Below are 21338 nucleotides of genomic sequence, written 5' to 3'. Positions count from 1 at the left end.
AACAGGGGTGATTTCACCCCCGCTTGGAGTGAATTAAAAGCCAAAACCACGTGCGATGTGGGGATGATCCCCTATTTTGTAGTCATCAGAAGTTTTCCGAAAGGTGAATATTCAATGAAGAAGCCGTTTCTCCCCAGCTCGCTGCGTTCCGTCCGCCGCGGCGTTGTCGTCACCACCGCTGCCCTCGCACTGACCTTGGCAGGTTGCTCGTCGAGCGACGAGGGATCGTCGTCAAGCACTGGCTCCGATGCCTCCTCGACTGATGGTGACGGCCGCGGCCCCATCACCTTTGCCATGGGCAAGAACGATACCGACAAGATCACGCCCATCATCGAGGCATGGAACGCCGAGCACCCGGACGAGAAGGTCGAGCTCAAGGAGCTCGCCGGCGAGGCCGACGCTCAGCGCGAGACCCTCGTACAATCCCTGCAGGCGGGCAACTCCGACTACGACGTCATGGCGCTGGACGTGGTCTGGACCGCGGACTTCGCCGCTAACCAGTGGCTGGCACCGTTGACCGGTGACCTCGAGGTGGATACCTCCGGGCTGCTGGAGCCCACCGTGGAATCCGCCACCTACAACGACACCCTCTACGCGCTGCCGCAGAACACCAACGGCCAGCTGCTCTTCCGCAACACCGAGTTGGCGGAGAAGGCTCCGGAGAAGTTCGAGGACATCGCTTCTGCCTGCGAAGCTATTAAGGATGATGCTTCCTGCCTCACCACTCAGCTCAAGCAGTACGAAGGCCTGACCGTCAACACCGCCGGCTTCATCGAGGGCTGGGGCGGCTCCATCTTGGATGACGAGGGCAACGTCGCCGTTGACTCCGACGAGGCCAAGGAAGGCCTACAGGCGCTTGTCGACGCCTACGAGGACGGCACCATCTCCAAGGACTCCACCGCCACAACGGAGGAGGAGACCAACTTGGCCTTCACCGAGGGCAAGACCGCTTTTGCCATCAACTGGCCGTACATGTACACCAATGCCGAAGAGGCTGGCGTGAAGTTTGAGGTCCAGCCGCTGGTGGGTAAGGACGGCGTCGGTGTCTCCACCCTCGGTGGCTACAACAACGGCATCAACATCAACTCCGAGCACAAGGCTACGGCCTTGGACTTCATGAAGTTCATCATCAACGAGGAGAACCAGAAGTCCTTCGCCGAGGCTTCCTTCCCGCCGGTACTGGCCTCCATCTACGACGATGAGTCCCTCGTCGAGGAGTTCCCGTACCTTCCGGCTCTCAAGGAGTCCCTGGAGAACGCCGCTCCGCGTCCGGTCTCCCCGTTCTACACCGCCATCTCCAAGGCCGTGCAGGATAACGCCTACGCGGCACTGACCGCTGACAAGTCCGTCGATGACGCTACGAAGGACATGAAGGCAGCCATCGAGGCAGCCTCCCAGGGTTAATCTTCCCAGCGTGAAATGGGGGCGCGAGTAAGTCCACGTGACTTGCCCGCGCCTCCTTCTTTGATCTGGCTTTGTTCTAATGAATGTCTAAGCCACCCGCTATGATTTTCCCCAACCCCCGATAACCCCTCCCCCTATAAATCAGAAAGGCAGGCACCGCATGGCTGGAGCACCGGCTACCGCGCAGCCTCGCAGACAGTATCTGCGCGTTGCTGCGCTCATCGCACCGGCGCTGATAGCGCTGGCCGTGGTCATCGGCTATCCCATCGTGCGCGCTGTGATGTTGTCCTTCCAGGGCAACAAGCGGCTTAACCCGACTACGGGTGTATTCGAGGAAGGCGCATTCGCAGGCCTCGAGAACTACCTGTACTGGATCACCAATCGCTGTATGTCTGCCACCGGCCAGGCCACCGCGTGCCCGGACGGCGTCATTGCCACTGATTTCTGGCCCGCGCTCAAGATCACGCTCTTCTTCACCGTGGTCACGGTGACCCTGGAAACGATTTTGGGCATGTTCATGGCGCTGGTGATGAACGGCGAATACCGCGGTCGCGGTCTCGTGCGCGCGGCGGTGCTGGTCCCCTGGGCCATTCCCACCGCAGTCACTGCGAAGCTGTGGCAGTTCATGTTCGCGCCGGACGGCATCGTCAACGCGCTCATCGGCTCACGCATTGCGTGGACCACAGACCCGTTTTATGCCCGCCTCGCGGTCATCATCGCCGACGTGTGGAAGACAGCCCCGTTCATGGCGCTGCTCATCCTGGCGGGCCTGCAGATGATTCCGCGCGATGTCTATGACGCGGCCCGCGTGGACGGCGCCTCCCGCATCCAAACCTTCTTCACCATTACCCTGCCGCTGGTGCGGCCAGCACTCATGGTGGCTATCCTCTTCCGCACGCTGGACGCGCTGCGCATGTACGACCTGCCGGTCATCATGATCTCCGCCTCTTCCAACTCGCCCACGGCCACCATTTCCCAGCTCGTCGTGGAGGACATGCGCCAGGGCCACTTCAACTCGGCCTCCGCGCTGTCCACCCTTATCTTCCTGCTTATCTTCACCGTCGCGTTCATCTTGGTGCGCTTCCTCGGCGCTGATGTCTCCGGTACTGCTCGCCAGAAGAAGGAGAAGAAGTCATGAAAAAGCTTGGCCACTACCTCGGCATCCTCTTCATCATGTTCTGGGGACTCGCGCCCTTCTACTGGATGGTTGTCACCGCCTTGCGGCACAAGTCCCATACCTTCGACACCACCCCGTGGCCCACGCACGTAACCTTGGATAACTTCCGGGATGCGCTGGCAACGGACAAGGGCAATGACTTCCTCAACGCGCTGGGGAACTCTTTGATCATCTCCCTGGTCACGACCGCGGTGGCGGTCCTCATCGGCGTGTTCACCGCCTATGCGCTGGCGCGCTATGACTTCCCGGGCAAAGGTATTGTCACCGGCATTATCCTGGCCGCCTCGATGTTCCCGGCCATCGCGTTGGTGACCCCGCTTTTCCAGCTCTTTGGCAACCTCGAGTGGATTGGCACCTACCGCGCGATGATCATTCCGAATATCTCCTTCGCGCTGCCCCTAACTGTCTATACGCTGCTGAGCTTCTTCCGTCAGCTGCCCTGGGAGCTAGAGGAGGCTGCCCGCGTGGACGGCGCTTCCCGCGGTCAAGCTTTCCGCCTCGTACTCCTGCCCTTGGCCGCGCCCGCGCTGTTTACCACCGCCATCATCGCTTTCATCACAACGTGGAACGAGTTCATGCTGGCCAAGCAGCTATCCACCACTGCTACTGAGCCGGTGACCGTGGCTATCGCGCGCTTCTCGGGCCCCTCGGCCTTCGAGTACCCCTACGCCGCCACCATGGCCGCAGGCGCGCTGGTGACGGTTCCGCTCATCATCATGGTGCTCATCTTCCAGCACCGCATCGTCGCCGGCCTCACCGCCGGAGGTGTCAAGGCCTAATGCGCCGTGAACTGCTGTGGGACACCGCGCTGGGATTCGTTGGCTTCTTTGCCTTCCTGGCGCTGGTGCAAGCAGTCCTCAATCTTTTTCACCCCTCCCCCGCCATCTGGCCGGGGCTCCTCGCGGGCGCGCTGTGCCTGGCGGAGTATCTGCTGTGGCGGGCCAAACGGAAGGATCTCCGATGACCTGGCACGACAACGCCATCTTCTACCAGGCCCTCGTGGGCTCGTACAAGGACACCCACGGCGAAGGCGTTGGCACGCTGCGCGGAGTTATTGAGAAGCTGGACTACCTGAAGTGGCTCGGCGTGGATTGCCTGTGGCTCTCCCCTTTCTATGCCTCCCCGCTGCGCGATGACGGCTATGACATCGCCGACTACTACGCCATCCACCCTGATTACGGCACGATGGAGGACTTTGACGAGCTCGTTGCCGAGCTCCATGCTCGCGGCATGCGCCTCATGACGGATTTGGCTTTCAACCACACCTCCACCGATCACCCGTGGTTCCAAGCCTCGCGCACCGATCCGGAAGGACCTTACGGCGACTATTACGTGTGGGGCGATGATCCCCTGCGCTACCCGGAGATCCGCATCATCTTCACCGATACGGAGACCTCGAATTGGGCGTGGGACCCGGAGCGCAAGCAGTACTACTTCCACCGCTTTTACTCGCACCAACCGGACCTGAACTACGACAACCCGAAGGTCCACGAGGAAGTATTCAAGATTCTTTCCTTCTGGCTGGATAAAGGTGTGGACGGCTTCCGCCTCGATGCCATCGCCTACCTGTACGAGCGTGATGGGGTGGGCGGCGAGTCTCTGCCGGAGACCGTCGACTTTGTGGAGAAGGTCCGCGCCTTCATCGACGAGAATTACCCCGAGGCCATCATGATCGCGGAGGCTAACCAGCCGCCCGAAGAAACCATGGAGTTTTATGGCACGGGCAATCGCTTCCACATGGTGTTCAACTTCCCTGTGATGCCGCGGCTCTACCAAGCCCTCGCACTGGGGGACGCCACACCGGTCTACGACATCATGGCGGAACTTCCAGAGCTTCCCCAGGGCTGCCAGTGGGGCACCTTCCTGCGCAACCACGACGAGCTGACCCTCGAGATGGTCGACGAGGACCAGCGCGCGATCATGTATCAGCACTACCTGCCGGATGAGCAGATGCGTGCCCACGTGGGCATCGCGCGGCGCCTTGCCCCGCTGTTGGGGAATGATTACCGCAAGATTGAGCTTTTTTATTCACTACTCATGACTCTGCCGGGCGCACCTTTCTTGTATTACGGCGATGAGATTGGCATGAACGATGCCCCTGAATTGCCCGACCGCGATGCCGTGCGCACACCCATGCAGTGGGAGCCTGGCGAGGGTGCAGGGTTCAGCACCTCTGCCCAGACGCGCCGGCCCATCGTCGGTGGCGTTGGAGTTTCGGTGGAAGAGCAGCTTGCCGACGACTCCTCGCTCCTCCACCGCCTCCGCGGCCTAATCCAGCAGCGTAAGGCGCATCCGGAACTCGGCACCGCGCCTTTCGAAGCCGTGGAAACCGGTCAGACGGGCGTGCTGGGATTCCAGCGCGGTGAGTTGTTGTGCCTGCACAACTTCACGGATCAGACCGTCGACCTGGGCCCTGTGGAGCTCGGGCCATATGGCTACGCCTGGCTGCCAGTTGAGGTCTAGAAGGCGCCGTGTTCCTCACCTCACATTTCGCGCTAGGTTAACTAAAAGTTAACTCGCCGTGAACGAAAGCTAGCTTTTGGGGGATTTTACCTATATAGTTGGTTCAACCCCATGATGCGGACGGCCGCATCATTACGACAAGAAATAGAGAGGTGAGCCAAATGAATACCCTGACCGGATTCCTTTCCGCCATCACTAACGAATTCAAGAGCGCCACCGGAATCAACCTTGACACGGTGCACTCGGCGCCGCTGGTGTCGCACATCGCCGAAGACCTGCTCAAGCACGGTCTCATCCCAGCCACCCACAAGGACATTGAAGAGTCCTACGCCACGCTCACGGGCACCTTCCCCAAGGAAGAGGATCTCGTAGACGCCGAACTCTTCCTCTACAGCCTGGGTTGGCTAGCCCCAACCTCCGAATAAAACCGCATAATCCAAGCCTCGCCCCAACACCCTAGGGGCGAGGCTTTTTATTGACCCCTACCGCCCAAACACTCGAAAACCGCGGTCACTACACTGACAGCCATGCATCCAACACGCCGTTTGCGAGGAAACCCTCACCTTTCCCACCCCGCCTACCTGCACAAACGCAGGCTGTGAGGGAAATCACCCGCTTGCCGCTATACATTCCTATACAAAACTTCTCTACACTGTCGAAACATGACTATTTCCTCACATTTGTCGGAGCTTGACTCCCTGAGCACCGACACCACCGCAGGCAAGATCGCTGAACTGAAGAGGCGTCGCGAAGCAGCGGCGCAGCCCATGGGCGAAAAAGCCCACGAAAAGGTCCACGCCCAAGGCCGCCTCACCGCGCGTGAGCGCTTGGACTACCTCCTCGACGAAGGCTCCTTCGTAGAGACCGACATGCTCGCCGTGCACCGCACCACGGACTTCGAGATGGGCAAGAAGCGCCCGCTCACCGATGGCATCGTCACCGGCTGGGGAACCATCGACGGCCGCGAGGTCTGCATCTTCTCCCAGGACGGAACCGTCTTCGGCGGTGCGCTCGGCGAGGTCTACGGCGAGAAGATGATCAAGATCATGGAGCTGTCCATCACCACCGGCCGCCCACTCATTGGCCTGTACGAGGGCGCCGGCGCTCGCATCCAGGATGGCGCCGTGTCCCTGGACTGGATTGCCAAGACCTTCTACCAGAACGTCAAGGCCTCCGGCGTCGTCCCGCAGATCTCCGTCATCATGGGCGCTTGCGCCGGCGGCAACGCCTACTCCCCCGCGCTGACCGACTTCGTGGTGATGGTGGATGAGAAGTCCAAGATGTTCGTGACCGGACCGGACGTCATCAAGACCGTCACCGGCGAAGAAGTCAGTCAGGAAGAACTCGGCGGCGCTGGCGTCCACATGCACAAGTCCGGCACCTCGCACTACACCGCTTCGAGCGACGAAGAAGCGCTCGATTGGGTCCACGATCTGCTGACCTACCTGCCCTCTAACAACCGGCAGCTGACCCCGGTTGAGCCCTACGAAGACCTGGGCGAAGAAACCGCCGACGACCTCATGCTGGATGAGATCATCCCGGACTCCCCGAACCAGCCCTATGACGTCAAGGAGGTCATCGAGGCCCTCACCGATGACGGCGACTTCCTAGAGATCCAGGCCGATCGCGCCGATAACGTGGTCACCGCTTTCGGGCGCATCGAGGGCCGCACTGTTGGTTTCGTTGCCAACCAGCCCCAGGTCTTTGCCGGCTGCCTCGACATCGATTCTTCAGAGAAAGCCGCGCGTTTCGTGCGCACCTGCGATGCCTTCAACATCCCCATCATCATGCTGGTCGACGTCCCCGGCTTCCTTCCCGGTGCCGACCAAGAGCATGACGGCATCCTGCGCCGCGGCGCCAAGCTCCTCTACGCCTACGCCGAAGCCACCGTCCCGAAGATCACTGTCACCCTGCGCAAGGCCTACGGCGGCGCCTACTGCGTGATGGGTTCCAAGGGCCTGGGAGCGGACGTCAACCTGGCATGGCCCACTGCCCAGATCGCGGTCATGGGTGCTGCCGGCGCCGTCGGTTTTATCTACCGCAAGGAGATCAAGGCCGCCCACGAGAAGGGCCTCGACGTGGCTGAGCTGACCAAATCCTTCGAGCGCGAATACGAAGACCACATGCTCAACCCGTATAAGGCAGCGGAGCGCGGGCTTATCGACGCCGTCATTCTCCCCTCCGAAACCCGCAGTGCAATCGCCAAAAACTTGCGCTTCTTCACGGACAAGAATGTTGCGCGCCCCTCGCGAAAGCACGGAAACATCCCGCTCTAGGCCGCGCTCGGATCAAGCACAGATTAGTGCAGAAGAAGCACTGTATTACACTAGTGTCCCATGACTGACTTGAAGACGACCGCTGGCAAGATCGAGGACCTGAGCTCCAAGCTCACCGAGTCCCGGGCGCCGCAGGGCGAAGTCCCGGCGGCCCGCAGCGCCATCGAGGCGCTCTTTGACGCCGGTTCCTTCGTAGAGACTGACGCGCTTGCTCGCCACCGCTCCACCGAGTTCGGCCGCGAGCACATCCGCCCTTACACCGATGGCGTCGTCACCGGCTTCGGCACCGTCGATGGCCGCAAGGTCTGCGCCTATGCGCAGGACGCCTCGCTGTTCGACGGCACCATGGGCGAGGTCTATGGCGAAAAGGTCACCAAGCTCTATGACTTGGCCATTAAGACCGGCGTGCCCATCGTCGCACTCGTCGCCAGCGACAAGCCCCGCGCCCAGGAGGGCATTGTCTCCTCCGCCATGCAGGCCCGCATCCTTGCCCGCGCCACCACCGCTTCCGGCCTCATCCCGCAGGTCACGGCGGTCTACGCGGACTCCAAGGAGGCCTCGCTGGTGGCCGCGCTGTCCGATGTCGTCATCGCTCCGGACGGTGACCTGCAGGCGCACGGGGAGCACGAGGTGAACGTCGCCAAGCGCGTGCTCTCCTACCTGCCCTCCAATAACCGTGCTGCAGCTCCCCGCACCGAGGCCACCATCGTTTCGGGTTCGGTGGAAGACAACATCAGCGAGGCCGACCACGCGCTCGATGTCCTCGTGGGCGATGACGGCGCCGTCGATCTCGCCGACGTGGTCACCGCCACTTGTGAGGATGTCTTCGAGCTCGGTGCCCAGGTGCGCGGTGTCTTCACCGGCTTCGGCCGCGTGGAGGGCCGCACGGTGGGCATCATCGCCAACCGCGACTCCTTCGACGCGGAAGCTGCCGCTAAGGCCGCGCGTTTCATCCGCCTCTGCGATGCCTTCAACACCCCCATCATCGAGTTCGTCGACACTCCGGCGCTGGACGTGGAGAAGGCAGCGCTGGCCAAGCTCGTGCACGCCTACTCCGCGGCGAGCGTGGGAAAAATCAGCGTCATCGTCCGCCGCGCGCACGGCACCGGATACATCGCCTTCGGTTCCAAGGAGCTCGGCGCGGACCTGTCCTATGCGTGGCCGACCGCCGAGATCGCCGTGGCCGATGCCCCTGCGCTGGCCGCCGAGCTGGAGCTGAGTGAGGAGGAGGCCGCCGCCTACCTCACCCCGTACCAGGCCGCTGAGCGTGGTCTCGTCGATTCTGTCATTACCCCAGCAGCCACCCGCGGTTCCCTCATTGAGGGCCTGCGCCTGCTGGATCGCAAGATTATTCCGACTCTGCCGAAGAAACACGGCAATATCGTTTTGTAGAGGTTTCCTATGACCGCTTCCCTGTTTACCGTTCTCAACGGCAACCCCACCGATGCTGAGGTGGCGGCCCTGACCACGGTGCTCAGCCAGCTCGACTCCGAGGCGCGCGCCAAGGCCGCCGATACCCGCTCCGAGCGCGACCTGTGGGGCCAGCCGGGCGACGTGTTTAACCCGTCCGCCTTCCGCAACGTCCGCTACTACTAAGCACATGCGCCTGGTTCTGGCTTCCCAGTCCCCGTCCCGCCTGTCCATCCTGCGGGGTGCGGGCGTGGAACCCGTCATCGCCCCCGCCCACGTGGATGAGCGGGCCATCGAGGAGCGCCTAGCGGGTGCTGAGCCCGCCGAGATCGTCTGCGCCTTGGCTACTGCCAAGGCAGAGGCCATTGCTCCTGACTATCCCGAGGATGTCGTGGTGGGCGGGGATTCCATGCTGCTTCTCGACGGCTCCCTCCAAGGCAAACCCCACACCCCCGAGGCCACCGTAGAGCGCTGGCACGCGCAGGCCGGTCGCGCCGCGGAGCTCATCACCGGCCACTGCGTACTGCGCGGCGACGAGCGCTTCGTGGAGGCCTCGCGCACGACGGTGCACTTCGCCCAGGCCTCGGACGCCGATATCGAGGCCTATGCCCGCACCGGCGAGCCGCTGGAATGCGCCGGCGCCTTTACCTTGGAGGCCCTCGGCGGCTGGTTCATCGACCGCATTGAGGGCGATCCTTCCTCCGTCATCGGCCTTTCGCTGCCGGTGCTGCGCCGCGCGCTGTACTCCTTTGGGCTCAACGTCTCCGACTTCTGGGCCCAGTCCTAGTTTCGGGCGAATCCATCCAGCTGCGGGCTAATTCTTCTATCTTTGGGCGAACCTTCCCAGGTTCGCCCCCTCTGGTGGCCGTAGCGCCACATGGCTAGAGTGGGGCGGCATGGAAATGAAAGATATGCTCGCTCCCCCGCCCATCAAGCTGCCGGCCGATCCGGGTGCTGACAGCACTTCCGATCTCACCGCAGGAATTGTCGCCCACCCGGATTCCCCGCTGCTGTGGGCACTGCTAGCGGAGCAGGAACTAGACAAGCACAAGGGCGCTGAGCCCACCGCTTTCATCACCGCCTACGCCTATGCGCGCACCGGCTACCACCGCAGCCTCGACCGCCTGCGCGGCAATGGGTGGAAGGGCTGGGGCCCGGTCCCCTTCTCCCATGAGCCCAACCAGGGCGTGCTGCGCGCGATTGCCGCACTGGGCCATGCTGCGAAGGCCATCGGTGAGGACGCGGAGTATGACCGCATCCGCCAAATGCTTTCCGACGCCGACCCCGAGTCCGTCGCCACGCTGCTGGACTAGGCAGCCAGTAGCGCCGTTGCGCGCTGGCCCGCCTCCCCCCGGCCCACCACATGGTTCTGGCAACCTGGTTCTACTCAAAAGGTTTAGCTGGGGGCAGGTGAACCATCTAGGTGCCCAAAGAAGGGTTGTTTGGGGGCACATGAACCTTCTGACCCGAACCATATGACTGGAACCATCCGTGGCAGCTAGCGGACCTCTCAGACGGGCACGGCGCATTACGTACAAAAATCCCGCGGACCTCGAATACTGAGGCCGCGGGATTAGTCTGTCTAACTTAAAGCAGCGCAGGGATTGGTATGCGATTAAGCCTTGTCGCCGTCTGCCTTGGCAACAAGGTCACCGGTGTTCTGCGCGGTGCGGATGTTCGCCACGAAGAACTCCAGGATCAAACGGAACTGGATGACGTAGAAGAGGAACCCAATTCCACCAAAAATGACAGCGCCCAGGAACGTCAAGATTCCGATGAGAAAGCTGTCAGCGAAAGCAAAGAAGGAGAAGAGGATCATTCCCGCCCATGCTGCACCTGCCAGGATAACGAGCAGAATGTAGATGAAGGAGGAGAACTTCAGGGTGACGAAGTTGCTGAAGGAGAAGTCAAACAGCGCCTTGAAGAAGCCCGTGCCCTTGGAAGAACCGCCATTCGGCGCTGCCTGCTGCGGGTACTGATTCTGCGGGGAGGCTGCAAAGGGCGAGTTTTGCTGACCAAAACCCTGCTGTTCCTGCGCCCCGAATCCCTGCTGTCCCTGGGAGCCGAAACCTTGCTGCTCCTGGGCACCGAAGCCCTGGTTCTGCTGCTGGTAGCTACCAAAACCGGACGTGGAGTTGGAGTGAGAAGCCTGGGCGCCGAAGCCATCACCAGACTGCTGCCCAAAACCCTGGCTCTGGTTGGATTCTGCCTGCGCAGTGCCGCCAAAGCCTTCGTTGCCAAAGCCGCTGTTGCCGTAACCGTGGTTGCCGTAGCCCTGATTCGAGTTCGCCGACTCAGCGGAGTGCTCGGCACCAGCACTGCTATCGGTGTTGTAGGAAGCGTAGGAGGTACCAAAAGAGTCATGGTTAGCGCGGGTGTCATGGCTTTCAGACTTGCGGTCAGCTGACTCCGCGTTGGCAGAACCAGAGGCAGACTCAGACGCAGCAAAGCTGGAGCCAAGAGTGCTGTCCTTGGCCTCACCTTCAGACTCCGGCTGCGAATTCTGGGAAGACGCGCTTCCGAACGAGGAGGTCTCAGCGGAGCTCTCGGAGTAGTCGCCGTAGCCTGCCTGACCACCCCAGCCAAAGCCAGAGTTCGATTCCTGGGCATTCCAGCCAGACTCCGAGCTATCGTTGTTGGACTGGGCGCTGCCGTAGCCACCAAAGCCGCCGAAATTGTCGTTCCCAGCGTTGTCGCCGTTGGAACCGTTAAAGTTGTTATCGCCCACGTTGTTATCGCTGTTGTCGGCGTTCTCACCAAACTGGTTGGGGTTCGTCATTATTCCTTAGACCTTTCGGAGAATCATCGATTTTCGCAGTACGCTACAGCGCTACACTGGCGTAATTTTTTACCCCTTCGAACGTACCTGAGATCTCGCTCACCGGCAGCTCGGCGTGGGGAACTTGCCCCAGAAGAAAGAAAGTTTCCCCTGCCGTGGCAGGGGAAACTTGTCAAGACTAGCGCGAAAATAATCGCTTATGCGTGCTTGGCCTCCACGCGCTTGATGGTCTCAGCGGCCACCTTCTCCTGGATGCCCATGTCCAGCTCAGAGGTGAAGCCCACGCAGGAGCAGTTGATCTCACCAAGGACGTAAGTATCTTCGCCGTTTTCACCGTCAGCCAGCATGAAGTCCGCGGTCCAGATCAGCGGGATGTTGTCGCCACCGAGCTTCTCAGCGATGACCGGGCGGACCTCAGCGAACATGTCGACGAGCTCCTGCCACTCTTCCGGCTTCTGGTAGGTGTACTTGGCACCGGAGAACAGGGTTGCGGAGAAAGCGTCGCCGCCCTCGGCCGGCTTCTTGTGCACCACGAAGACCGGATCCGGGCCCACGAGAAGAATACGAATCTCGCCCTCAACGATGCGCGGCATGAAGCGCATGTCCACGAGCATGCCGTTGTCACCCACGATGTACTGATCGCAGAAGTCCATGAACTCGCCGAGCTCGCGCTCCTCAGTGTGGTTATCTACAGCCTCGGTGCACTTGATCTTGGTGTCGAGAGGCAGTGCGGTGCCCGGTTCCACGGACTCCGCCAGCTTCTCGTCGGCAAGGCGCACGCGCCAGATTCCGGAGCCGGTGGAGCCACGGTTCTGCTTGAGCACGCGCTCGCCGTAGGACAGGGAGGTCGGGAAGGTGCTGTGGAAGGACTCGACGTCGTAGTAGGCGGCGGTATCGGACGGGACCAGGTCCGTGTCATTGAGCTTGACCAGGGCATCCTTGGCGCCGTAGGCCATCATCTCGTACGGGGTGGACATGCCGACCAGGCCGGCGTCGGAAAGCTTGGTAAGCAAGTCGAAGTAGCCCTTCTCACCGCCCGGGATGTTGCCCGGATTCACGCGGGAAATGTAGGCATCGAAGTTCTCAGATACGTACTCGAAGAGCTTCTCGGACCACTCAGGGCGGTAGAACACAACCTCTGCGTGCCAACCGGCATCCTTGATGCAGTCGACGATCGGCATGGTGTCCTTACGGTGTCCATTGATCTGCTTGTCGGATCCGCCTTCAACCTCGAAGACGACGATTGCCTTGTGCACAGTGCTTCCCTTTCGCTAGGGGGTTAATGAGTGTCACTTCTTAAAATAACCCAGGTTGGGCCCGCTCGCTCACCTGAAGAAGCGACCCCACAATGCAATAAAAGACAAGCTTAACCCAGTTTTCGGCCCCTGACCTGCACACTTGTTATAACCAGTCCATGCGAGCCGCCACCCTACTGCATAAAACTGTATCCAACACCACAAAAGACTCTCCCCCGTGACCACTTTTCGGCCGAGCACGCTAGAGTTGAAGCGAACGTTCCCCCTTAACGAGAAAGGCAGGTGGACCGTGGCCGAATTCGACCCGAATCCCCCTTTCCAGGAATACGCGCACCCCGAGCGTCTTGTGTCCGCACCGTGGCTATCCGCGCGACTGGGCATTAACGGCCTCCACGTCATCGAGGTCGATGAGGACTCGCTCCTCTACGATATCGGCCACATCCCCACTGCCATCCGCATCAACGTCCAGACGGAACTGCTCGATAGCACAACGAGGGACATCATCCGTGCGGAAGACTTCACAGCCCTCCTTCGCTCCAAGGGCATCGAGCGCGAGGACACCGTGGTCCTCTACGGCGATAAATCCAACTGGTGGGCCGCATTCGCCCTGTGGATCTTTGAGCTGTACGGCCACGAAGACGTGCGGCTTCTCGACGGTGGCAGGGACGCCTGGATGTCCGAAGAGCGCGATACTTCCTTCATGGTCCCCGAACCATCTACCTCCTCCTACCCCGAGGTCTCTCGCGAGGAATCTTCACGCATCTTCGTCGACGAGCTGCGCGAATCCACCGCCACGGTGGTCGACACCCGCAGCCCAGACGAGTTCTGCGGCGAAGCCGCCCTCAAGAACGGCACCGGCGAGTCCGCCTACGGCACCACGTTGACCCACGGCCACATCCCCGGGGCCATCAACTTGGAATGGGATCGCGCGGTCTACCCCAACGGCTGCTTCCGCGCGCTGAGCGAACTGAAGGTCAACTACGGCGAGCTGGAGCCGGACACGGAAACCGTCCTCTATTCCCACGTCGGCGCCCAGGCAGCACACACCTGGTTCGTCCTTAAGTACCTGCTCGGTTTTAAGGCGCCGCGCGTCTACGATGGCTCGTGGGCAGAATGGGGCAACATGGTTCGTATGCCCGTTGAGCGCTAGCAACACGCCGAAATAAGCCCGCATCCACGCTGGTGCGGGTTTATTTTTTGACACGAAACCAAGATATGACGGTATCCTCATGTTTTGGTGTGCAAGAATAGTACGCAGTCCTATCAGAAAAAATGGAGGAGGGTTCCTGCCGTGGCAGTTGAAACCAAGAACATCACCAAGGTCCTCGTGGCCAACCGCGGTGAGATTGCGGTCCGCGTCATCCGCGCGGCTCGCGACGCTGGCATCGCATCCGTAGCGGTCTATGCCGAGCCCGATGCTGACGCCCCATTCGTCACGCTTGCCGACGAAGCCTTCGCACTCGGCGGTCAAACTTCGGCGGAGTCATACCTCGACTTCAGCAAGATTCTCGACGCCGCCTCCAAGTCCGGCGCCGACGCCATCCACCCCGGCTATGGCTTCCTCTCCGAGAACGCCGACTTCGCCCAAGCCGTCATCGACGCCGACCTGACCTGGATTGGCCCCTCCCCGCAGTCCATCGCAGACTTGGGTGACAAGGTCACCGCCCGCCACATTGCCGAGCGTGCCGACGCCCCTATGGCACCCGGTACCAAGGACCCCGTCGCCAGCGCCGAGGAGGTCGAGGCCTTCGCCGACGAGCACGGCCTGCCCGTTGCCATCAAGGCTGCCTTCGGTGGCGGTGGCCGCGGCATGAAGGTGGCCCACACCCGCGAGGAGATCAAGGATCTCTACGAGTCCGCCACGCGCGAGGCCGTCACTGCCTTCGGCCGCGGCGAGTGCTTCGTCGAGCGCTATCTGGATAAGGCCCGCCACGTCGAAGCCCAGGTTCTGGCTGACCAGCACGGCAATGTCGTCGTCATGGGCACCCGCGACTGCTCCCTACAGCGCCGCTTCCAGAAGCTCGTCGAAGAGGCCCCTGCCCCCTTCCTCACCGATGAGCAGCGCGCCTCCATCCACGAGTCAGCCAAGCGTATCTGCCGCGAGGCTGGCTACTACGGCGCCGGTACGGTGGAGTACCTCGTAGGTGCGGATGGACTCATTTCCTTCCTTGAGGTCAACACACGCCTCCAGGTGGAGCACCCCGTTACCGAGGAAACCACCGGCTATGACCTCGTTCGCGAGCAGTTCCGCATCGCCGAGGGTCGCGAGCTTTCCATCTCCGAGGACCCAACTCCGCACGGCCACGCCATCGAATTCCGCATCAACGGCGAGGACGCCGCCGCGGGCTTCATGCCGGCTCCTGGAACCATCGTCTCCTACTCCGAGCCTTCCGGCCCGGGCGTGCGTATGGATTCCGGTGTGCGCGAGGGTTCCGTCATCGGTGGACAGTTCGATTCCATGCTGGCCAAGCTCATCGTCTGGGGCCCAGACCGCGAGGCCGCCATCGCGCGCGCACGCCGCGCGCTGTCCGAGTACCGCATCGAAGGCCTGCCCACGGTTATCCCCTTCCACCAGGCAATCCTCACCGATCCTGCCTTCACCGCCGAGGACGGCAACTTCACGGTCTACACCAAGTGGATCGAGGAAGAGTGGGTCAACGAGCTGCCCGAGTACACCGACACCGCCGAAGCACCCGAGAACGAGGAGCAGGAAGCTTCCCAGAAGTTCGTCGTCGAGGTTGGCGGCCGCCGCATCGAGGTGGCACTGCCGGGCAACTTGCTCTTGGGTGGCGGCACCAAGCGCAAGAAGTCGAAGAAGCGCCGCGGTAAAGGCGCAGCAGCCAACGTGTCCGGTGACGCCGTGACCGCGCCGATGCAGGGCAGCGTCATCAAGGTCGCCGTCGAAGAAGGCCAGGAAGTCGAAGAGGGCGAGGTCGTCGTCGTCCTCGAGGCCATGAAAATGGAAAACCCCGTCAAGGCCCACAAATCCGGCACCGTGGCCGACCTCAAGGTGTCCACCGGCACGCAGATCAACAAGGGCGAGCCGATTCTGGAGATCAAGTAGCCTCGAAAGGCATGAGCGTTAACGATTCCGAGTTCGGCGTACGGTTGGCCAAGGAGCACGACCGTACCTACCTCTCCCGTCTCCTTTTCCTCGCCGATGTCCTCGGTGATGAGGAGGCCCATATCGGGGATTTCCACACGCCTGACGTGGGACTGTACATCGACGAATGGTCCCCGCACGTCGACGGCGGCGTCATCGCAGTCTCCAGCCACCGCGTCCCCGTCGGTGGTGCGTGGCTGCGCTACTACACCACTGAAGCGAAGGGTGCCGCCTACACCGGCAACCCCGAGGCCGATCCTTTTGATGAGTCCCAGTGGGCCACCGACCTCGACCCGGAAGAGATCCCCGAGCTCTTCATTGCTGTGGAGTCCCGCTACAGGGGCTTGGGCGCTGGACGACGCCTCCTGCGCAACACCTGCGACCTGGCCGAGGCCCAAGAGGCTCCTGCGGTATCGCTGTGGATTGAGCCAGAGAATACCGGCGCCCGCAAGCTGTATGAATCCGAAGGCTTCATCGACATCGACGTCCCCGGCCGCCCGGATGCCCACGTGATGCTCAAGCGCTTCTAGGGCGTGTCTCCTAATTGTGGGCCTGTGCTCGAGCATGATTGAGGTGTGTCACAACGGTCTAGATTTACGCAGTTCACGAATGCACAGTGGGAGCGAGTTGAACCACTTCTGCCAACGAATGAGGGCCGTAAAGGCCGCCCGTTTGGTGATAGCCGCCGCGTTGTAGAGGGCATCATCTACCGGTACCGCACCGGAATCCCGTGGCGAGATCTCCCCGACCGGTATGGTCCCTGGCAGACGGTGTGGAAGCGGCATCGCCGCTACGCAACCGACGGCACCTGGGACCGCGTATTCGCGCACATCCTCGCCGAGGCCGATGCAGTGGGCGACATTGACTGGAACGTGTCAATCGACGCGACGATCAACCGTGCTCATCAGCACGGTACGAACCTGCCGCGCCCTGATCAGGACACAGGGGGCTCTATCGAATTACAAGAATCTGCCGTTATGCGAGATTGAACCGGCAGGTCACGGGATCGGGAGATCACGCGGAGGGTTGAGCACGAAGGTACATTTTGCTGTCGAGGGGCATGGCCGGCCGCTGTCGATTGTGGTGACGGGCGGGCAACGCCATGATGGCGCGATGTTGCAGGAAGTCCTCGGCGATATTCGGGTCCCGAGAATTGGGTGCGGGCAGGCGCGGACGCGCCCTGATGCGTTGCTTGCTGATCGCGGGTACACGTCACGGGTGAACCGCGCGTATCTGCGTGAGCGCGGCATCGCCGCGGTGATTCCGGAGAAGTCTAATGAGATCGCTGCCAGGAAGCGTAAGGGTCGTGCTGGCGGGCGACCGCCCGGGTTTGATGCGGAGCTGTACAAAGACCGCAACGTGGTCGAGCGGGCCTTTGGGTTGATGAAGCAGTGGCGCGGGCTTGCGACGCGTTATGACAAGCTCGCGGTCACGTATCGCGCGGGAGTGGTGCTTGCGGCGATTCTGGTCTGGTTACGCATATAAGAGACACGCCCTAGTACCGCAAGCCGACAAAAAGTGTCGACTATACCCGACACTTCCTCGGTTTCTTCTAAAAGTGTCGACTATACTCGACGCCTTCGGCGGCGCGCCGACGGCAGCGCCAAGAGCGACGTTGCTCACCCACCTACAACCTAGGTCGGGTCACAACGACCGTTTCCGTAGAACGCTGCACGTATCTTCGCGAAACGCGACTAGCTTCTTCGATCCCCTAGCAACGCGCAACGTCTGCATGCCTCCATCGAGATGCTGGAGGCATCTGACAAAGGGCGCCTGGCAAAAGGCATCAGTCAAAAAGCGTTTTCACGACTAAAAACGCCTTTTGCTCAGGGCGTTTTTAGACCCAAAGATGCCTTCTACCAGATGCCTTTTGCGAGACGCCCTCCTGACTTAGGCCAACGCAGTGCGGATAAATCCCACCCCACCGCCGAAACCACCGGTGAGCAGCGCCAAGAATGACGCTGCTCACCGATCCGTGACCTAAGTCGACTTTTAGTTGATAACGGCGATGAGGTCGCCGCCCTCCACCTTCGTGGCGGCGCCAATGGCGACGCGCTCGATGGTGCCATCCTTGGTGGCGGAGATGGAGGCTTCCATCTTCATGGCCTCGATGACGGCGATCTGGTCGCCGGCCTTGACCTCGTCGCCAGGCTTGGCGGTCGGGTTCACCACGCCAGCGAACGGTGCGGCCACGTGGCCCTCATTGGACGGGTCGGCCTTCTCCACGGTGGCAACGGTGGACTCCACGTTGTTATCGCGCACCTTGAGCGGGCGGATCTGGCCATTGACGTTGAGAACGACGTTGCGGATGCCCTTCTCATCCGGCTCGCCCATCGCGTCAAGACGCAAGGTGATGGGCTTGAGATCCGCGCGGTCGTTGGAACCCTCCGGGAAGTAGTGAACGATGTAGTCGTTTCCTTCTTCCAGACCATAGAAGAAGACAGTGTCCGTCAGCGCCTCAGTGTTGCCGTAGGTGCGGCGGAATTCGTTGAACTCCTCGAACTGCTTCGGGAATAGCAGGCGGTTGAGGGAAGCACGGCGCTCAGTGGAATCATCCGAGGCCAGGTGCTTCTTCTCTTCCTCCGGTACGGGCTTGACGGTGACGTCGCCAGGCGCGCGGCCTTCCAGGACCTTGTCGCGCAGCGGCGGCCAGCCACCCGGAGGGGTACCGAGCTCACCGCGCAGGAAGGCGATGACGGAATCCGGGATGTCGTACTTAGTGGGATTGGCCTCAAAGTCAGCTGGGTCCACGCCGGCACCCACGAGGTGCAGTGCGAGGTCACCGACCACCTTGGAGGACGGGGTCACCTTGGTCGGACGGCCGAGCATCTCATTGACGGCTGCGTAGGTGTCCTCGATGATTTCGAAGCGGTCCTCCAAGCCCAGCGCGGTAGCCTGCGCACGCAGGTTGGACAGCTGGCCGCCCGGAATCTCGTGGCGGTAGACGCGGCCGGTCGGTCCCGGAATACCCTTCTCGAACGGGTGGTAGAGCTGGCGCACTGCCTCCCAGTACGGTTCCAGGTCGGAGACTGCCTTGAGGGAGATACCAGTATCGCGCGAGGAGTTGGAGAACGCCGCGATGATGGCGGACAGCGAAGGCTGGGAGGTCGTACCCGCCAGCGGTGCGGAGGCACCATCCACGATGTCCGCTCCGGAAAGCGCTGCCGCGTAGTAGGTGGCCAGCTGGCCGCCTGCGGTGTCGTGCGTATGCACGTGAACCGGCAGGTCGAACTCCTTGCGCAGAGCCATAACCAGCTTGGATGCGGACTCCGGGCGCAGCAGGCCCGCCATGTCCTTGATAGCCAGGACGTGAGCGCCGGTGTTCACGATCTCCTCGGCCAGCTTGAGGTAGTAGTCCAGCGTGTAGAGCTTCTCATCCGGGGAGCACATGTCGCCGGAGTAAGCCATGGCAACCTCAGCCACGGTGGTGTTGGTCTCCAGGACGGCGTCGATAGCCGGGCGCATCTGGGTGACGTCGTTCAGCGCATCGAAGATGCGGAAGACATCCACGCCCGACTTGGCAGCCTCCTGCACGAAGCCGGTGCACACGTCATTGGAGTACGGCGAGTAACCCACGGTGTTGCGGCCGCGCAGCAGCATCTGGATGTTCTGGTTCGGCATGGCCTCACGCAGCAGATCCAGGCGCACCCACGGGTCTTCCTTGAGGAAGCGCATGGCGACGTCGTAGGTCGCACCGCCCCATGCTTCCACGGAGTAGAGCTCCGGGGTCATGCGGGCTACGGCCTCAGCGGCGGTGACCAAGGCGGTACCGCGCACGCGGGTAGCCAACAGGGACTGGTGGGCGTCACGGAAGGTGGTATCGGTGACGGCCAGGGCGTCCTGCTTGCGGATCTTCTCCGCCCACTTCTTCGGGCCCAGCTCCAACAGCTCATCGCGGGAACCGCGGGGCAGCTCAGAGTTAAAGTCCAGATCCGGCAGCTTGTCGAAGGGGCGCAGGGTGGTCGGGCGCTCGCCGTTCGGCTTGTTGACGGTCACATCAGCGATGTAGTCGATGATGCGGCCGGACTCATCCACGGCCGGCGGGGCCTTGAGCAGGTCCGGGTGCTCCGGAATGAAGCTGGTGTCCACGCGGGTGTTGACGAAGTCCGGCTCACGCAGCAGGGCGCGCAGGAAGCCGATGTTGGTGGCCACGCCGGCCACGGTGAACTCGTTGAGCGCGCGCTGTGCACGTGCCACGGCTTGTTCAAAGTTGACACCGCGGCAGGTCATCTTCACCAGCAGGGAGTCGAAGTTCGGGGAGATCTCCGCGCCGACGGCCGTCGCGCCGTCGAGACGCACGCCCGCGCCGCCCGGTGAGCGGTACTGGGTCAGCGTGCCGGTATCCGGGCGGAAGCCATTGGAGGGATCCTCGGTGGTGATGCGGCACTGGAGCGCCGCGCCGGTGATGTGGATTTCCTCCTGCTTCAGGCCCAGCTCCTCCAGGGAGAGGCCCGCGGCAATCTGCATCTGGGACTTCACGATGTCCACGCCCGTGACTTCCTCGGTCACGGTGTGCTCCACCTGCACGCGCGGGTTCATCTCGATGAAGACGTGATTGCCCTTCTCATCGACGAGGAACTCGACGGTACCGGCGCCTTCGTAGTTGATGTGCTCGCAGAATTTCACGGCGTCCGCACAGATGCGGTCACGCAGTTCCGGGTCCAGCGTTGGCGCCGGGGCGATCTCCACGACCTTCTGGTGGCGGCGCTGCACGGAGCAGTCGCGCTCGTACAGGTGCATGACGTTGCCTTGGGAGTCAGCCAGAATCTGCACCTCGATGTGCTGCGGGCGAATGACCGCGGTCTCGAGGTAAACGTTGCCGTCACCGAAAGCGGCCTCTGCCTCGCGCGATGCCTCAGCGCACTTGGTCTTCAGCTCCGCCTCGTTCTCAATGAAGCGCATGCCGCGGCCACCGCCGCCGGCCACTGCCTTCACAAAGACGGGGAACTCAAAGTCCTTGGCGTATTCCGCCAGCTTGTCGACGTCCGTCGAGGGCTTCGAGTCCTTCAGAGTCGGCAGCCCTGCTTCCTCAGCTGCGGCCACTGCGGCGGCCTTATCACCGGTCAGGTCCAAGGTCTCCGCGGTGGGGCCGATGAATTTAATACCGTTGTCACGGCAAGCGCGGGCCAGATCGGCACGCTCCGAAAGGAAGCCATAACCCGGGTAAATGGCATCCGCACCGGACTTCTTGGCGGCGCGGATAACCTCGTCAATATCGAGATAAGCCTTAACCGGCTGGCCCTCAGTACCAATACGCACGGCTTCGTCCGCGAAGGCACGGTGGAAGGAGTTGCGGTCTTCCTTGGGATAAATTGCAACGGTCTTGGAACCGACCTCAAAGGCGGCGCGGAAGGCACGCACGGCAATCTCACCGCGGTTGGCCACCAAGATCTTGGAGAAGGACTTGTGGGCGGTATCAGACACTAGGAGTGATCCTTTCAGATAGGAACAATACGGAGTCAAGGATAGT

17 protein-coding genes and 1 pseudogene are annotated in these 21338 nt (G+C 61.8%); 15 read left to right on the top strand and 3 right to left on the bottom strand.

The window, feature by feature from the left end; translation table 11 throughout:
* The first annotated feature begins 114 nt into the window (after nucleotides 1–114).
* The 11 genes from HMPREF2537_RS09295 (at nucleotide 115) to HMPREF2537_RS09245 (ending at nucleotide 10043) form a co-directional block, all read left to right on the top strand.
* Nucleotides 115–1404: an ABC transporter substrate-binding protein gene (locus tag HMPREF2537_RS09295; RefSeq protein WP_070528114.1), complete on the top strand. Its 1290-nt coding sequence runs from the start codon at nucleotides 115–117 to the stop codon at nucleotides 1402–1404.
* Nucleotides 1405–1564: 160 nt separating this feature from the next.
* Nucleotides 1565–2542 (top strand): carbohydrate ABC transporter permease, encoded by a 978-nt coding sequence (locus HMPREF2537_RS09290; RefSeq protein WP_070528112.1) that lies wholly within the window; start codon nucleotides 1565–1567, stop codon nucleotides 2540–2542.
* Nucleotides 2539–3360 (top strand): carbohydrate ABC transporter permease, encoded by an 822-nt coding sequence (locus HMPREF2537_RS09285; RefSeq protein ID WP_010189344.1) that lies wholly within the window; start codon nucleotides 2539–2541, stop codon nucleotides 3358–3360. Before HMPREF2537_RS09290 ends, HMPREF2537_RS09285 begins: the two co-directional genes overlap by 4 nt.
* Nucleotides 3360–3545, top strand: coding sequence for a hypothetical protein (locus HMPREF2537_RS09280; RefSeq protein WP_070528110.1), 186 nt, complete (start codon nucleotides 3360–3362; stop codon nucleotides 3543–3545). Before HMPREF2537_RS09285 ends, HMPREF2537_RS09280 begins: the two co-directional genes overlap by 1 nt.
* Nucleotides 3542–5044: a maltose alpha-D-glucosyltransferase gene (gene treS, locus HMPREF2537_RS09275; RefSeq protein ID WP_070528108.1), complete on the top strand. Its 1503-nt coding sequence runs from the start codon at nucleotides 3542–3544 to the stop codon at nucleotides 5042–5044. The genes HMPREF2537_RS09280 and treS overlap by 4 nt, the downstream gene beginning before the upstream one ends.
* A gap of 161 nt (nucleotides 5045–5205) precedes the next feature.
* Nucleotides 5206–5469: a hypothetical protein gene (locus tag HMPREF2537_RS09270; protein WP_010189347.1), complete on the top strand. Its 264-nt coding sequence runs from the start codon at nucleotides 5206–5208 to the stop codon at nucleotides 5467–5469.
* Between the two features lie 237 nt (nucleotides 5470–5706).
* Entirely contained in the window at nucleotides 5707–7320 is a 1614-nt protein-coding gene (locus tag HMPREF2537_RS09265) for an acyl-CoA carboxylase subunit beta (protein ID WP_070528106.1), read from the top strand.
* A 60-nt stretch (nucleotides 7321–7380) separates the two neighbouring features.
* Complete coding sequence (locus HMPREF2537_RS09260; protein WP_070528103.1) at nucleotides 7381–8712, top strand: carboxyl transferase domain-containing protein; 1332 nt, start codon at nucleotides 7381–7383, stop codon at nucleotides 8710–8712.
* A 9-nt stretch (nucleotides 8713–8721) separates the two neighbouring features.
* Nucleotides 8722–8916, top strand: coding sequence for an acyl-CoA carboxylase subunit epsilon (locus tag HMPREF2537_RS09255; protein WP_070528100.1), 195 nt, complete (start codon nucleotides 8722–8724; stop codon nucleotides 8914–8916).
* 4 nt (nucleotides 8917–8920) lie between these two features.
* Nucleotides 8921–9517, top strand: a complete 597-nt coding sequence (locus HMPREF2537_RS09250; protein ID WP_070528097.1) for a Maf family protein — start codon at nucleotides 8921–8923, stop codon at nucleotides 9515–9517.
* 109 nt (nucleotides 9518–9626) lie between these two features.
* The gene (locus tag HMPREF2537_RS09245; RefSeq protein ID WP_012714873.1) at nucleotides 9627–10043 is read left to right on the top strand and encodes a DUF3151 domain-containing protein; all 417 of its coding nucleotides are present in this window, start codon (nucleotides 9627–9629) and stop codon (nucleotides 10041–10043) included.
* 302 nt (nucleotides 10044–10345) lie between these two features.
* Here the strand turns inward: HMPREF2537_RS09245 and HMPREF2537_RS09240 are convergent, their stop codons facing one another.
* Nucleotides 10346–11509 carry a DUF4282 domain-containing protein gene (locus HMPREF2537_RS09240; RefSeq protein ID WP_070528092.1) on the bottom strand — a complete coding sequence of 388 codons (1164 nt, stop codon included), beginning with the start codon at nucleotides 11507–11509 and terminating at the stop codon, nucleotides 10346–10348.
* Between the two features lie 197 nt (nucleotides 11510–11706).
* On the bottom strand, nucleotides 11707–12765 hold the full coding sequence (locus HMPREF2537_RS09235; RefSeq protein ID WP_070528090.1) for a Cj0069 family protein: 1059 nt from the start codon (nucleotides 12763–12765) through the stop codon (nucleotides 11707–11709).
* A 289-nt stretch (nucleotides 12766–13054) separates the two neighbouring features.
* Here HMPREF2537_RS09235 and HMPREF2537_RS09230 point away from each other — a divergent pair, with 289 nt between their 5' ends.
* The 4 genes and pseudogenes from HMPREF2537_RS09230 to HMPREF2537_RS12675 all read left to right on the top strand — a co-directional run bounded on the left by HMPREF2537_RS09230 (nucleotide 13055) and on the right by HMPREF2537_RS12675 (nucleotide 17353).
* Nucleotides 13055–13915 (top strand): sulfurtransferase, encoded by an 861-nt coding sequence (locus HMPREF2537_RS09230; protein WP_070528088.1) that lies wholly within the window; start codon nucleotides 13055–13057, stop codon nucleotides 13913–13915.
* Between the two features lie 141 nt (nucleotides 13916–14056).
* Nucleotides 14057–15829, top strand: coding sequence for an ATP-binding protein (locus tag HMPREF2537_RS09225; protein ID WP_070528086.1), 1773 nt, complete (start codon nucleotides 14057–14059; stop codon nucleotides 15827–15829).
* 11 nt (nucleotides 15830–15840) lie between these two features.
* Complete coding sequence (locus HMPREF2537_RS09220; protein ID WP_070528083.1) at nucleotides 15841–16398, top strand: GNAT family N-acetyltransferase; 558 nt, start codon at nucleotides 15841–15843, stop codon at nucleotides 16396–16398.
* Between the two features lie 45 nt (nucleotides 16399–16443).
* Nucleotides 16444–17353 (top strand): annotated as a pseudogene (locus tag HMPREF2537_RS12675) (IS5 family transposase).
* A gap of 507 nt (nucleotides 17354–17860) precedes the next feature.
* Here the strand turns inward: HMPREF2537_RS12675 and HMPREF2537_RS09205 are convergent.
* A complete protein-coding gene (locus tag HMPREF2537_RS09205; protein WP_070528080.1) occupies nucleotides 17861–21292 on the bottom strand; it encodes a pyruvate carboxylase in 3432 nt (1143 codons plus the stop codon).
* Nucleotides 21293–21338 lie beyond the last annotated feature (46 nt).

This window comes from Corynebacterium sp. HMSC074E01, from assembly GCF_001808885.1.
Classification (GTDB): Bacteria; Actinomycetota; Actinomycetes; order Mycobacteriales; family Mycobacteriaceae; genus Corynebacterium.
This window is presented reverse-complemented; position numbering and strand designations above follow the sequence as displayed.

What these genes read in the sequence shown, in the direction of transcription:
- HMPREF2537_RS09220 (WP_070528083.1), top strand. Translation starts at nt 15,841, where the DNA reads ATGAGCGTTAACGATTCCGAGTTCGGCGTACGGTTGGCCAAGGAGCAC.
- HMPREF2537_RS09280 (WP_070528110.1), top strand. Translation starts at nt 3,360, where the DNA reads ATGCGCCGTGAACTGCTGTGGGACACCGCGCTGGGATTCGTTGGCTTC.
- HMPREF2537_RS09260 (WP_070528103.1), top strand. Translation starts at nt 7,381, where the DNA reads ATGACTGACTTGAAGACGACCGCTGGCAAGATCGAGGACCTGAGCTCC.
- HMPREF2537_RS09290 (WP_070528112.1), top strand. Translation starts at nt 1,565, where the DNA reads ATGGCTGGAGCACCGGCTACCGCGCAGCCTCGCAGACAGTATCTGCGC.
- treS (WP_070528108.1), top strand. Translation starts at nt 3,542, where the DNA reads ATGACCTGGCACGACAACGCCATCTTCTACCAGGCCCTCGTGGGCTCG.
- HMPREF2537_RS09255 (WP_070528100.1), top strand. Translation starts at nt 8,722, where the DNA reads ATGACCGCTTCCCTGTTTACCGTTCTCAACGGCAACCCCACCGATGCT.
- HMPREF2537_RS09245 (WP_012714873.1), top strand. Translation starts at nt 9,627, where the DNA reads ATGGAAATGAAAGATATGCTCGCTCCCCCGCCCATCAAGCTGCCGGCC.
- HMPREF2537_RS09250 (WP_070528097.1), top strand. Translation starts at nt 8,921, where the DNA reads ATGCGCCTGGTTCTGGCTTCCCAGTCCCCGTCCCGCCTGTCCATCCTG.
- HMPREF2537_RS09285 (WP_010189344.1), top strand. Translation starts at nt 2,539, where the DNA reads ATGAAAAAGCTTGGCCACTACCTCGGCATCCTCTTCATCATGTTCTGG.
- HMPREF2537_RS09270 (WP_010189347.1), top strand. Translation starts at nt 5,206, where the DNA reads ATGAATACCCTGACCGGATTCCTTTCCGCCATCACTAACGAATTCAAG.
- HMPREF2537_RS09295 (WP_070528114.1), top strand. Translation starts at nt 115, where the DNA reads ATGAAGAAGCCGTTTCTCCCCAGCTCGCTGCGTTCCGTCCGCCGCGGC.
- HMPREF2537_RS09265 (WP_070528106.1), top strand. Translation starts at nt 5,707, where the DNA reads ATGACTATTTCCTCACATTTGTCGGAGCTTGACTCCCTGAGCACCGAC.
- HMPREF2537_RS09240 (WP_070528092.1), bottom strand. Translation starts at nt 11,509, where the DNA reads ATGACGAACCCCAACCAGTTTGGTGAGAACGCCGACAACAGCGATAAC.